Source organism: Rhodopseudomonas telluris, from assembly GCF_042432815.1.
Taxonomy (GTDB): domain Bacteria; phylum Pseudomonadota; class Alphaproteobacteria; order Rhizobiales; family Xanthobacteraceae; genus Rhodopseudomonas; species Rhodopseudomonas telluris.
The window spans coordinates 24,076-35,860 of the sequence record NZ_JBHLWM010000010.1 but is presented as its reverse complement, the minus strand read 5'-3'; the positions used below and the strand labels follow the sequence as shown (position 1 = coordinate 35,860).

At 65.0% G+C, this 11,785-nt stretch carries 13 protein-coding genes and 1 tRNA gene; 13 read left to right on the top strand and 1 reads right to left on the bottom strand.

The genetic code is table 11. The features are described from left to right. Positions 1-399, top strand: a 399-nt coding sequence (locus tag ACFFJ6_RS23125) for a hypothetical protein (RefSeq protein ID WP_378392361.1), incomplete at its 5' end; no start/stop codon positions are given. 82 nt (positions 400-481) lie between these two features. Beyond that, a tRNA-Trp gene (locus ACFFJ6_RS23120) sits at positions 482-557 on the top strand. Between the two features lie 42 nt (positions 558-599). Here the strand turns inward: ACFFJ6_RS23120 and ACFFJ6_RS23115 are convergent. Continuing rightward, on the bottom strand, positions 600-1,388 hold the full coding sequence (locus ACFFJ6_RS23115) for an IclR family transcriptional regulator domain-containing protein (RefSeq protein ID WP_378392359.1): 789 nt from the start codon (positions 1,386-1,388) through the stop codon (positions 600-602). Positions 1,389-1,722: 334 nt separating this feature from the next. Here ACFFJ6_RS23115 and ACFFJ6_RS23110 point away from each other — a divergent pair, with 334 nt between their 5' ends. From ACFFJ6_RS23110 to rplA, 11 genes are all read left to right on the top strand, one after another. Continuing rightward, a complete protein-coding gene (locus ACFFJ6_RS23110) occupies positions 1,723-3,081 on the top strand; it encodes an aromatic ring-hydroxylating dioxygenase subunit alpha (protein ID WP_378392357.1) in 1,359 nt (452 codons plus the stop codon). Beyond that, complete coding sequence (locus tag ACFFJ6_RS23105) at positions 3,078-4,538, top strand: glutamine synthetase family protein (protein ID WP_378392355.1); 1,461 nt, start codon at positions 3,078-3,080, stop codon at positions 4,536-4,538. Before ACFFJ6_RS23110 ends, ACFFJ6_RS23105 begins: the two co-directional genes overlap by 4 nt. A gap of 50 nt (positions 4,539-4,588) precedes the next feature. Next, a complete protein-coding gene (locus tag ACFFJ6_RS23100; protein WP_378392353.1) occupies positions 4,589-5,764 on the top strand; it encodes an ABC transporter substrate-binding protein in 1,176 nt (391 codons plus the stop codon). Between the two features lie 210 nt (positions 5,765-5,974). Beyond that, complete coding sequence (locus ACFFJ6_RS23095; RefSeq protein WP_378392351.1) at positions 5,975-6,841, top strand: branched-chain amino acid ABC transporter permease; 867 nt, start codon at positions 5,975-5,977, stop codon at positions 6,839-6,841. Position 6,842: 1 nt separating this feature from the next. Continuing rightward, complete coding sequence (locus tag ACFFJ6_RS23090; protein WP_378392349.1) at positions 6,843-7,841, top strand: branched-chain amino acid ABC transporter permease; 999 nt, start codon at positions 6,843-6,845, stop codon at positions 7,839-7,841. Further along, complete coding sequence (locus ACFFJ6_RS23085; protein ID WP_378392347.1) at positions 7,838-8,602, top strand: ABC transporter ATP-binding protein; 765 nt, start codon at positions 7,838-7,840, stop codon at positions 8,600-8,602. The genes ACFFJ6_RS23090 and ACFFJ6_RS23085 overlap by 4 nt, the downstream gene beginning before the upstream one ends. Then, the gene (locus tag ACFFJ6_RS23080) at positions 8,583-9,296 is read left to right on the top strand and encodes an ABC transporter ATP-binding protein (RefSeq protein WP_378392345.1); all 714 of its coding nucleotides are present in this window, start codon (positions 8,583-8,585) and stop codon (positions 9,294-9,296) included. Before ACFFJ6_RS23085 ends, ACFFJ6_RS23080 begins: the two co-directional genes overlap by 20 nt. A gap of 362 nt (positions 9,297-9,658) precedes the next feature. Beyond that, positions 9,659-9,847 carry a preprotein translocase subunit SecE gene (gene secE, locus ACFFJ6_RS23075; RefSeq protein WP_378392343.1) on the top strand — a complete coding sequence of 63 codons (189 nt, stop codon included), beginning with the start codon at positions 9,659-9,661 and terminating at the stop codon, positions 9,845-9,847. Between the two features lie 16 nt (positions 9,848-9,863). Beyond that, complete coding sequence (gene nusG / locus ACFFJ6_RS23070) at positions 9,864-10,394, top strand: transcription termination/antitermination protein NusG (protein WP_378392341.1); 531 nt, start codon at positions 9,864-9,866, stop codon at positions 10,392-10,394. Positions 10,395-10,609: 215 nt separating this feature from the next. After that, positions 10,610-11,038 (top strand): 50S ribosomal protein L11, encoded by a 429-nt coding sequence (gene rplK / locus ACFFJ6_RS23065; RefSeq protein ID WP_378392339.1) that lies wholly within the window; start codon positions 10,610-10,612, stop codon positions 11,036-11,038. A gap of 6 nt (positions 11,039-11,044) precedes the next feature. After that, positions 11,045-11,734 carry a 50S ribosomal protein L1 gene (gene rplA, locus ACFFJ6_RS23060; protein WP_378392337.1) on the top strand — a complete coding sequence of 230 codons (690 nt, stop codon included), beginning with the start codon at positions 11,045-11,047 and terminating at the stop codon, positions 11,732-11,734. Positions 11,735-11,785: the final 51 nt, after the last annotated feature.

Sequence of the window (11,785 nt, the reverse complement as noted above, 5' to 3'; positions counted from 1 at the left end):
TCGCCATCCGCGAAGGCGGCCGCACCGTCGGCGCCGGCGTCGTCGCTGCGATCATCGAGTAACGAAGAGTCAGACGCGGAAGTGTCGACGGGGCCGCGCGCACGCTTCATCGTGCTCGCGGCCTTTCTTTTGGCGCTGCCGGCCGCGGGGCAGGCGGCGTGCCCCGACCGGCCGCCGTGCAAGGGCTGCGGCTGCAAGGGCGGCACCGGTTATCGGGCGCCGGACGGGCATTGCGTCGGCTTTCGGGAACTGGACAAGGTCTGCGGCACCCCGCCGAGCCGCTGCGTGTTCGAGAACGCGCCGGGCACGGGAGCCAACCGGGAGTGTGCGCTGGCGCCCCCATCGAATCGGGCATCCAGACCAGCGCCGGAGGCCGCGCCTGTGGAACCCCCAGAATAGACCAAAGCCTAACCCCGCATCCCACTTGCCAGCGGGGCCCTGCCTATGCTTCAACCGCCTCGTTCGGCGGCGACGCCGACGTAGGAGTGTAGCTCAATTGGTAGAGCACCGGTCTCCAAAACCGGGGGTCGCAGGTTCGAGCCCTGCCACTCCTGCCAGCCGAGCCTAGCCGGCCTGGCAGCCCGAAATCTTTCCTTCAATCAAACGATCAGCGGCCGGGCCTCTTCGGCCATCCGCTGCAGTGGCGGTAGAAAGCGGTCGATCATTTCGCCGGTGGAGATGCGGTCGACGTGGGCGCCGATGTTGGCGGCGGCCACGATGGTGCCGTCGTAGCGGCGGATCGGCACGGCGATCGAGCGGAAGCCGGGCTCGGCCTCGCGGTCGACCAGGGAATAGCCGCGGGTGCGGTCGGCGATGATGGTCGCCACCACGGTCGGCTTGTCCACGACGGTTTCCGGCGTCTGCGCAACCAGGTTCATCGCCTCGACCGTCGCCGTCAGCGCGGCGTTATCGAGCCGTCCGAGTAGGACCCGGCCGACCGAGGTGCAGAACAATGGCAGCCGGTAGCCGAGATCGATTCCCGCCGAGAACACCCGCGCCGGACTGGCCCGCGCCACGAACACCGCGTCGTCGCCGTCGAGAATCGCCAGCGAGCAGACTTCCTTGGCGACGGCCGAGACCTCGTCCATCAGCGGCTGCAGCACCGCGCTGATCTGGTTCGAGGCCAAATAGGAAGAAGCAAGACCGAGGATCCGCGGTGTCAGCGCGAACAGCCGGTCGTCGCTGGTCGCATAGCCGGCGCTGCGCAGTGTAGTGAGCACCCGGCGCACCGTGGCGCGGGGCAGCGCACAGGCCTTTGCGAGATCGCTCAGCGTCATCGGACGGCGTTCGGCTCCGAACGCTTCGATCACCCGCAAGCCGCGCGCCAGGCTTTCGATGATCTCCGGCGCGTCGCTGGCGTCGGTTTCCGGACGTTTCATCTTCGGCATATCAGACTGGACGCTCTCGGTTTGGGGGCTGCATCACCTACCTTCATCCTGTTATGTCGTTCGCCTATTGAACACAAGTTCGGCTGCACGGGTTTAGTTGAATGGTTGCGGTGCAAGGTCGATGAGCAACGGCCGCCGAGAATTTCAGCTTGCTCAAGTTGCACATCAGAGGCAATCTTATCCATATCGAACATTCGTTCGTCTATCGAACGAACTCGCGCCGGAAATCTGCGACAAGGGCGCGCTGGCTTTTCCAAAGCCTTTGCGGCACCCAGCCTTGTCGCCTTCAATCACAAGGCAGCGCGTCGCGAACTGCCCGGAGGAGGCCAACGCCATGATGAGCCAGGAACAGAACGATCTGATTACCCGCGTCGGACCCGCCACGCCTTGTGGCAAACTGATGCGCGCCTATTGGCAGCCGGCGGCGCTGGTCGCCGAGTTGGAAGGTGAGCGGCCGATCCGGCCGGTGCGTCTGCTCGGCGAGGACTTCGTGCTGTTCAAGGACGAGCAGGGCCGCTACGGCCTGATCGATCGCGACTGCCCGCATCGCGGCGCCGATCTCGCGTTCGGCCGGCTCGAAGGCGGCGGCCTGCGCTGCGCCTTCCATGGCTGGTTGTTCGACGTCGAGGGCAAGTGCCTCGAGACTCCGGCCGAGCCCGCCGGTTCGCCGCTGTGCGCGAACATCAAGCAGCGCGCGTTCCCGGTGGTGGAGAAGGGCGGCATCCTGTGGGCCTATCTCGGTGCTGGTGAGCCGCCGGCGTTCCCGGAGATCGACTGCTTCACCGCGCCGGACACCCATGTGTTCGCGTTCAAGGGCCTGTTCGAGTGCAACTGGCTGCAGGCGCTGGAAGTCGGCATCGATCCGGCGCACGCCTCGTTCCTGCATCGCTTCTTCGAAGACGAGGACACCTCGCACGCCTACGGCAAGCAGTTCCGCGGCGCGTCCGCCGGCAGCGAAATGCCGATGACCAAGGTGCTGCGCGAATACGATCGCCCGATCATCAATGTCGAGCACACCGAATACGGCCTGCGGCTGATCGCGCTGCGCCAGATCGACGACGAGCGCACCCACGTGCGCGTCACCAATCAGCTGTTCCCGCACGGTTTCGTCATCCCGATGAGCACCGAGATGACGATCACGCAGTGGCACGTCCCGGTCGATGACGAGAACTGCTACTGGTACGCGATCTTCACCAGCTATACGCAGCCGGTCGACAAGGTGAAGATGCGCGAACAGCGGCTCGAACTCTACGAACTACCGGACTACACGTCGCGCAAGAACAAGCGCAACGACTACGGCTTCGATCCGCACGAGCAGGCGACCGCGACCTACACCGGCATGGGCGCCGACATCAACGTCCACGACCAGTGGGCGGTGGAGTCGATGGGCGCGATCCAGGATCGCACCCGCGAACATCTCGGCCAGAGCGACAAGGCGATCATCCAGTATCGCCGGCTCCTGCGTCAGGAGATCGCCAAGGCCGAGGCCGGCCAGCGTCCGCTGCTGGCGCTCGATGCGGCCAGCGCGCGCGGCATCCAGGGGCCGGCGACGATGGACGGCATCGGTCCGAGCCGCGGCTGGGAGACCTATTGGATGGAGGTCGACGTCAAGCGTCGCCGCGGGGCGCCGTGGGCCGCGCCTGTGCCGGCCGAGATCGCCGCCAAGGTCCCGCATCTCACGGCCGCCGAATGAACGTGCATCAGCGCTACGCCATGGGAAACAGCCTGGCTGCCAAACACGGACTGTGGTCCGAAGAACAGATCGATGCGGCGGCGCGCGTCCGCCGCATCGCCGAGGAGCAGGGGCTCGAGACCATCCGGTTCTCGTTCCCCGATCAGCACGGCATCCTGCGCGGCAAGACGCTGGTCGCGTCCGAGGCGCTGAGCAGCCTCGATAACGGCGCCACTATCACCACCACGATGCTGGCGAAGGATACGTCGCACAAGACGGTATTCCCGGTGTTTCAGGCCGGCGGCGGCTTCGGCATGTCGGAGATGCAGGGCGGCGCCGACGTCGTCATGCTGCCGGACCCGACGACATTCCGCGTGCTGCCGTGGGCACCGACGACGGGCTGGGTGCTGTGCGATCTGTATTTCGCCGACGGCCGTCCGGTGCAATTCGCCACCCGCAACATCTATCGTTCGGCGCTGCAGAAGCTCGCCGACCGCGGTTACGACTACAAGGCCGGGCTCGAAGTCGAGTTTCACGTCTTCAAGGTCGAAGACAGGAAGATGCGGCCGGAGCATGCCGGCCAGCCCGGCGAGCCGCCGGAGGTCAGCCTGCTGTCGCACGGCTATCAGTATCTCACCGAGCAGCGCTACGATCAGATGGAGCCGGTGCTCGAACTGATCCGCCGCGATGTCGTCGCGCTCGGCCTGCCGCTGCGCTCGATCGAGGTCGAGTTCGGCCCGAGCCAGTGCGAGTTCACGTTCCAGCCAACGGTCGGGCTGTTGCCGGCCGACCTGATGGTGCTGTTCCGCGCCGCCGTGAAGCAGATCTGCCGGCGTCACGGTTATCACGCCACCTTCATGTGCCGTCCGCGAATTCCCAACGTGGTGTCGTCGGGCTGGCATCTGCATCAGTCCGTGGTGGCGCGCGACGGCGGCCGCAACGCCTTCATGTCGGACACCGATGTGCTGTCGGATTTCGGCAAGCACTATCTGGCCGGCCTGATGACGCACGCCCGCGCCGCGACGGTGTTCACGACGCCGACCATCAACGGCTACAAGCGCTATCGCTCCTATTCGCTGGCGCCGGATCGTGCGATCTGGGGCCGCGACAATCGCGGTGTGATGCTGCGCGTGCTCGGCGGGCCTGGCGACAAGGCGACGCGGATCGAGAACCGCGTCGGCGAGCCGGCCGCCAATCCGTATCTCTACATGGCGTCGCAGATCCTGTCCGGTCTCGACGGCGTCGACCGCGCGCTCGATCCGGGCCCGTCGGCGGATACGCCCTACGAGACCAAGGCAGACCTGCTGCCCAAGTCGCTGCGCGAGGCGATCTTCGCGCTGCGCGACGATCCGTTCTTCCGTACCGCGCTGGGCGGCGAGTTCGTCGATTACTACACGTTCATCAAGAACGCCGAGATCGAGCGTTTCCAGGCCGAAGTGACGGAATGGGAACAGCGCGAATATTTCGAAATGTTCTGAGCAACAAACCAAACGCAAAACGACTGATCAGGCAGAGGAGAGGGAGACGGATGGTGAAAGCTTTTGGGTGGCTGTGCGCAGCCGCGGCGATTTCGTTCAGTGTCGGAGCCGCGCAGGCCGACACCATCAAGGTCGGCGTCATCGGCACCATGTCGGGGCCGTACGCGCTGTTCGGCAAGAACTACAAGATGGGCATCGACGCCTGGGTTGCCGAGAACGGCAACAAGGTCGGCGGCCACACCGTCGAGTTCGTCTATCGTGACGAAGTCTCGCCGAACCCGGCGCAGTCCAAGGCTCTGGCGCAGGAACTGATCGTCAAGGAGAAGGTGCAGTACATCGCCGGCCTGTATTTCACGCCGAACGCGATGGCGGTGGCGCCGCTGCTGCAGGAAGCCAAGGTGCCGATGGTGGTGCTGAACGCCGCCACCTCGTCGATCACCGAGAAGAGCCCCTACATCGTCCGCACCTCGTTCACGATGTTCCAGAACACGGTGCCGGCCGCCAAGGTCGCCAAGCAGAAGGGCGCCACCAAGGTCGCGATCGCGGTCAGCGATTACGGCCCGGGCATCGACGCCGAGACGGCGTTCAAGAAGACCTTCGAAGCCGAAGGCGGCAAGGTCGTCGAGGCGATCCGCATGCCGCTGTCGACCACCGATTTCGGCCCGATCATGCAGCGCATCAAGGATTCCGGCGCCGATATGATCTTCACCTTCTTGCCGGCCGGCCCGCCGACGCTCGGCTTCGTCAAGGCGTATATCGACAACGGCCTGAAGGCCGGCAACGTCAAGCTGATGTCGACCGGCGACGTCGTCACCGAGCCCGATCTGCCAAACATCGGCGAACCGGGCGTCGGCATTCTGTCGACCTATCACTACGCGGTGTCGCACGACTCGCCGGAGAACAAGGCGTTCCTGGCGCAACTGCAAAAGGACGGCGGCAAGCTCGACGAAATCACCATGACGTCGGTTGCGGCCTATGACGGCGCCCGCCTGATCTACAAGATGATCGAGGCGACCGGCGGCAAGCAGGATCCCGAGAAGGCGATCGCCGCGGTGAAGGGCATGCAGTGGACCAGCCCGCGCGGTCCGGTGTCGATCGATCCGGAAACTCGCCACATCACGCAGAACGTCTATCTGCGCGAAGTCGAGAAGGCCGACGGCAAGCTGATCAACAAGGAGATCGAGACCTTCAAGGCCCAGCCCGATTGGGGTCTCGTTAAGCAGTAAGCCGAAACTTTGAGCCCTTCGCGCCTGCGTTCGTGGCTTGGCGCGGAGGGTTCTTGTCGACTATAGCGTCTCCGAGCGAAGCAAATGCCGCTTCGCGGGAATAGAACGCGTCGACGGATAGGGGAATGCGTACCGTGGAGTCGGGAGTCGGATTGTGAAGGCTGGGTTGAATCGAACGATATCGGCGGCGTCCGCAAGGGCGGGGGCGTGATGCGGACGATTCTCGGAATCCTGCCGGATGCACTGGCCTACGGCATGGTGCTGTTCACGATCTCGATCGGCCTGTCGATCATGATGGGCCTGATGCGGGTGGTGAACCTCGCTCACGGCGCCTTCGCGATGATCGGTGGCTATCTCGCCTCCTTCGCGCTGGTGACGCTCGGCGTGTCCTATCCCATCGCGATCCTAATCGCGGTGATCGGCGCTGTGATCATCTCGGTGCCGTTCGAGTTTTTGCTGTATCGCCGGATCTATCGCCGTTCCGACGAACTGACCCAAATCCTGCTGACGATCGGCATCACCTTCTTCATCGTCGGCATCGCCAATTACATCTTCGGCCCGACCTCCAAGCCGATCCCGCTGCCGGAGATGCTGAAGGGGCCGTTCGATCTCGGCTTCCGCATGATCCCGGCGCACCGGCTGTTCGTGATCGGCTGCGGCGTGGTCACCGCGGTGGCGCTGTGGCTACTGATCGAGAAGACCGAGTTCGGCGTGCGGCTGCGCGCGGCGGTCGACAATGGCGACATGGCCGAGGCGCTCGGCATCCGCACCCAGATTGTCTATTCGGTCACCTTCGCGCTGGCGGTGGGGCTCGCGGCGTTCGGCGGCGTGGTCGGCGCCGAGCTGCTGCCGGTCGAGCCGTTCTACGCGCTGCGCTACATGGTGACGTTCCTGGTCGTGGTGTCGGTCGGCGGCGCCGGTTCGGTCACCGGAGCGATGGCGGCGTCGCTGCTCCTCGGTCTGGCGGACACCACCGGCAAATATCTGGCGCCCGAGTTCGGCGAGTTCTTCTTCTATGTCGCGGTGATCGTGATCGTTTACGTCTTCCCCCACGGCCTGTTCGGAAAGGCGCATTGAGATGGCGACCTTGTCCGTGACCGCCGCGCCGACCGCCGGTGCCGGTCTTCGCAACGATCTGATCGCCGCCGCGGTGATCGCCGTGCTCGGGACGATCGGCTATTTCGTCTATCCGGACGATCTCGCGTTTCTGATCCGTGTGATTGGTCTGGCGTTTTTGGTGATCTCGCTCGACCTCGTCACCGGCTATTGCGGCGTCGCTACGCTCGGCCACGCGGCGCTGTTCGGCGTCGGCGCCTACGCGGCCGGCAATTTTTGTCTGGCCGGCGTCACCGATCCTATCCTGATGCTGCTGATCGGCGCACTCGCCGGCACCGCGACCGGGCTGGTCTCAGGCCTGCTGGTGACGCGGTTTCGCGGCCTGCCGCAGCTGGTGCTGTCGATCGCGTTCGGCCAGCTCGTCGCCGCGCTCGCCAACAAGCTGTCGTCGATCACCGGCGGCAGCGACGGTCTCGCCGGCATCTCGCCGGGGCCGGTGTTCGGCATCTTCAATTTCGATATGTTCGGCCGCACCGGCTACATCTTCTCGGTGATCGTGCTGCTGATCACGATGGTGGCGCTGTTGCGCTTCGCGCGCTCGCCATTCGCGCTGATGTGCCGCGCCATCAAGGACGACACGCTGCGCACCCGCATGATCGGCGTCTCGGTATATCCGCGGCTTTTGGTGATGTATTGCGTCGCCGGCGCGGTGGCTGGGCTGGGCGGCGGGCTGACGGCGATCAACACCGGCGTGGTCGGGCTCGACAGCGTCAGCTTCGAGCGCTCGGCGGAAGCGTTGATCATGCTGATCCTCGGTGGGGCCGGCAATCTGTGGGGCGCGCTGATCGGCGCCATTCTGTTCGAGCTGTTTCATCACTACGTCTCGGCCGCCAGCCCCTTCCACTGGATGATTCTGGTCGGTGTGCTGCTGATCGTGGTGGTGCTGTTCTTCCCCAAGGGGTTGGTCAACGAAGTGACACGGCGGATCGGCGACTTCAGGCAGGCGAGGGCGGCGCGATGACGACCTTGCTCGAAGTCCAGCACCTGTCGAAGTCGTTCGGCGGCCTGCGCGTCACCGACGATGTGTCGTTCACGCTGTCGAGCGGCGACCGCGTTGCGCTGATCGGGCCGAACGGCGCCGGCAAGACCACGCTGGTCAATCAGATCTCCGGCGACCTGCCGCCGTCCGACGGCCGCATCCTGCTCGCCGGCGAGGACGTCACCACCGCATCGATCGCTCACCGCGTCGAGGGCGGGCTGGTGCGGACCTTCCAGGTGACCCGGCTGTTCACCAGCCTCACCGTGGCCGAGAACGTCGCGCTCGCGGTGATGCAGCGCCGCGGCCTCACCAAGCGGATGTTCTCCTCCGTCATCAACAAGGCCGAGGTTCGCGACGAATGGCAGAGCGTGCTCAGCCTGCTCGGCATCGGCCATCTGGCGGCGACGCCCGTGACCAAGCTGGCTTATGGCCAGCAGCGGCTGCTCGATCTGGCGATTGGTCTGGCGATGAAGCCGCGGGTACTGGTGCTCGACGAGCCCGCCGCCGGCGTGCCGCACGACGAGTCGCCGCGCATCCTCGAGGCGATCGGCCGGATGTCGTCGGATATCGCGATCCTGATGATCGAGCACGACATGGATCTGGTGTTCAAATTCGCCAAGCGCGTGCTGGTGCTGGCGAACGGCGCGCTGATCTTCGAAGGCACGCCCGCCGAGGTGAAGGAAAATGACGCCGTCCGTGCGGCCTATCTGGGAAGCTATGCCGATGCCCGCCGCGCGTCTTGAAGTCGAGCGTCTCGCCGCCGGCTACGGCTCGGTGAGCATTTTGAGCGACATTAGCTTTGCCGTCCCGGCCGGCGGCCGACTGACCGTGCTGGGCCGCAACGGCGTCGGCAAGACTACGCTGCTGGCGTCGCTGATGGGCCTGACCACCCACAAGGGCGGGGCGGTTCGGCTCGGGGACCGGGACGTTACCGGCCTGAGGACCTTCGCCCGCGCCGCCGCCGGCCTCGGCTATGTGCCGCAGACCCGCGATGTGTTCCGGTCGCTGACCGTCGAGGAGAATCTGTTCACCGGCCTCAAGGGTCGGCCGCGCACCGAGCTCGAGTCTGTGTACGCGATGTTCCCGCGGCTGGCGGAACGGCGCAACCATGGCGGCATGCAGCTCTCCGGCGGTGAGCAGCAGATGCTGTCGCTGGCGCGGACGCTGCTCGGCAAGCCGCAGGTGCTGCTGCTCGACGAGCCGCTGGAGGGCCTCGCGCCGGTGATCTGCGATCAACTGATGGAGACCATCGTCAAGCTGGCGCAATCCGGCGAGATGACGGTGGTGCTGGTCGAACAGCAGATCGAGCGCGCGCTCGACTTCGCCGACGACGTCATGGTGATCGAGCGCGGCCGCATCGTTTGGCAAGGGCAGGGTGCGCAACTCAGGGCCGACCGCGAGCTGGTCGACTCGCTGCTTGGGGTCGGGATCGGCTAGCGTCCCCGGTCGAAAGACCGCAGTCCGTTCAGACGGCGCTCGACCTCGATGCGCCGATGCACGAGCAGCATCCGGCAAGCGGTTGGGGGAAAAAGACAATCCAGCTGGTCCAAGAAGCCGGCAAAGCGATCCCAGCAGGCGGCTGACCGGCCCCTCAGCTTGACCTTTGCGCCAACTCGCCATAAAAGGCGTCACTCGCTGCCGGCCCGTTTTGCGGATTTCCGGCGCGGCTTGATTTCCCGAAAACAGAGCCCGGTTGGCGGCTCATCCTGCGGCAAGGGGTTCCTTGGCAAGGGTTGGGCGCAACAGGGCTGTCTGGCTTTCGCAAACCCCGACATTCGACTGACGATCTGGATCACGCGATGGCTTTCAGCCCGTTCAAATTCCTGCAGGAAGTGCGGAGCGAAACCGCCAAGGTGACCTGGCCGTCGCGCCGCGAAGTCACCATCACCACCATCATGGTGTTCATCATGGTGGCACTCGCGTCGATTTTCTTCTTTTTCGCCGATCAGCTGATCAGGATCGTGATCACTTTCATTCTCGGCGTCTAACGGTAGGCCTACGACCATGAGCATGCGCTGGTACATCGTCCACGCCTATTCGAACTTCGAGAAGAAGGTCGCCGAGTCGATCAAGGAACAGGCCAAGCAGCGCGGCGTCGAGGACCTGTTCGAGCAGGTGCTGGTGCCGACCGAGAAGGTCACCGAGGTTCGCCGCGGCCGCAAGGTCGACGCCGAGCGCAAGTTCTTCCCGGGCTACGTGCTGGTGAAGATGAACCTCACCGACGAAGCCTTTCATCTGATCAAGAACACCCCGAAGGTCACCGGCTTCCTCGGCGCCGAGAACAAGCCGATGCCGATTTCGGAGTCCGAGGCGATGCGCATCCTGCACCAGGTGCAGGAAGGCGTGGAGCGCCCGAAGCCGTCGGTGTCGTTCGAGATCGGCGAGAACGTTCGCGTCGCCGACGGTCCGTTCGCGTCGTTCTCCGGCGTGGTCGAGGAAATCGACGAGGCGCGTTCGCGTGTGAAGGTCGCGGTGTCGATCTTCGGCCGCGCGACGCCGGTCGAACTGGAGTTTGGTCAGGTCGAGAAGGTCTGATCGCAACACCCCGTCATGGCCGGGCTTGTCCCGGCCATCCACGTTTTGTAGGCGTGGCGGTGGTGAGAAGACGTGGATGGCCGGGACGAGCCCGGCCATGACGTACGGGGAGAGATCCCCGTGAAGCGTGGGAGGCTTCGGACGATCGCCAGTCGTCCGCTCGAGCCCCACCACGAAACCTGAAACCGCCGGCTTGCCGGCAACAGGAGAGTTAAATGGCAAAGAAAGTGACCGGATACCTGAAGTTGCAGGTGCCGGCCGGAGCGGCGAACCCGTCGCCTCCGATCGGTCCCGCGCTTGGTCAGCGCGGCCTCAACATCATGGAGTTCTGCAAGGCGTTCAACGCGCAGACCCAGAAGGAAGAGAAGAACACGCCGATTCCGGTGGTGATCACGATCTACGCCGATCGCTCGTTCACCTTCGAGATGAAGACCCCGCCGATGTCCTACTTCCTCAAGCAGGCGGCGAAGATCCAGTCCGGCTCCAAGCTCCCGGGCCGCGACGTCGCCGGCAAGGTGACCTCCGCCCAGGTGCGCGAGATCGCCGAGAAGAAGATGAAGGATCTCAATTGCGACACCGTCGAGTCGGCCATGCGCATGGTCGAGGGCTCTGCCCGTTCGATGGGCCTGCGGGTCGAGGGGTAACGCATCATGGCAATCGGTAAGCGACTGAAGAAGATCCGCGAAGGCGTCGACCGCACCAAGCTGTATCCGCTCGACGAGGCGGTGAAGATGGTGAAGGAGCGCGCCGTCTCGAAGTTCGACGAGACCATCGAGGTTGCGATCAATCTCGGCGTCGATCCGCGTCACGCCGACCAGATGGTTCGCGGCGTGGTGATGCTGCCGAACGGCACCGGCCGCACCGTGCGCGTCGGCGTGTTCGCACGCGGCGCCAAGGCGGACGAAGCCAAGGCCGCGGGTGCCGACGTTGTCGGCGCCGAAGATCTGGTGGAGCAGGTTCAGGCCGGCAACATCAACTTCGACCGCTGCATCGCGACCCCGGACATGATGCCGCTGGTCGGCCGCCTCGGTAAGGTGCTCGGCCCGCGCGGCATGATGCCGAACCCGAAGATCGGCACCGTGACCATGGACGTCGCCGGCGCCGTCAAGGGTGCCAAGGGCGGCTCGGTCGAGTTCCGCGTCGAGAAGGCCGGCATCATCCAGGCCGGCGTCGGCAAGGCGTCGTTCGAGGCCGACAAGCTGGTCGAGAACATCAAGGCGCTCGCGGACGCGGTCAACAAGGCCAAGCCGACCGGCGCCAAGGGAACCTATGTCCAGCGCGTCGCCGTGTCCTCGACCATGGGCCCGGGCGTCAAGGTCGAGCCGGGCTCGATCCACTAAGCCGCTTGCGGCGCAGTGATCATTGAATAACAAGGGCGGATCGGGCAACCG

What these genes read in the sequence shown, in the direction of transcription:
- ACFFJ6_RS23115 (WP_378392359.1), bottom strand. Translation starts at nt 1,388, where the DNA reads ATGCCGAAGATGAAACGTCCGGAAACCGACGCCAGCGACGCGCCGGAG.
- ACFFJ6_RS23110 (WP_378392357.1), top strand. Translation starts at nt 1,723, where the DNA reads ATGATGAGCCAGGAACAGAACGATCTGATTACCCGCGTCGGACCCGCC.
- ACFFJ6_RS23105 (WP_378392355.1), top strand. Translation starts at nt 3,078, where the DNA reads ATGAACGTGCATCAGCGCTACGCCATGGGAAACAGCCTGGCTGCCAAA.
- ACFFJ6_RS23100 (WP_378392353.1), top strand. Translation starts at nt 4,589, where the DNA reads ATGGTGAAAGCTTTTGGGTGGCTGTGCGCAGCCGCGGCGATTTCGTTC.
- ACFFJ6_RS23095 (WP_378392351.1), top strand. Translation starts at nt 5,975, where the DNA reads ATGCGGACGATTCTCGGAATCCTGCCGGATGCACTGGCCTACGGCATG.
- ACFFJ6_RS23090 (WP_378392349.1), top strand. Translation starts at nt 6,843, where the DNA reads ATGGCGACCTTGTCCGTGACCGCCGCGCCGACCGCCGGTGCCGGTCTT.
- ACFFJ6_RS23085 (WP_378392347.1), top strand. Translation starts at nt 7,838, where the DNA reads ATGACGACCTTGCTCGAAGTCCAGCACCTGTCGAAGTCGTTCGGCGGC.
- ACFFJ6_RS23080 (WP_378392345.1), top strand. Translation starts at nt 8,583, where the DNA reads ATGCCCGCCGCGCGTCTTGAAGTCGAGCGTCTCGCCGCCGGCTACGGC.
- secE (WP_378392343.1), top strand. Translation starts at nt 9,659, where the DNA reads ATGGCTTTCAGCCCGTTCAAATTCCTGCAGGAAGTGCGGAGCGAAACC.
- nusG (WP_378392341.1), top strand. Translation starts at nt 9,864, where the DNA reads ATGAGCATGCGCTGGTACATCGTCCACGCCTATTCGAACTTCGAGAAG.
- rplK (WP_378392339.1), top strand. Translation starts at nt 10,610, where the DNA reads ATGGCAAAGAAAGTGACCGGATACCTGAAGTTGCAGGTGCCGGCCGGA.
- rplA (WP_378392337.1), top strand. Translation starts at nt 11,045, where the DNA reads ATGGCAATCGGTAAGCGACTGAAGAAGATCCGCGAAGGCGTCGACCGC.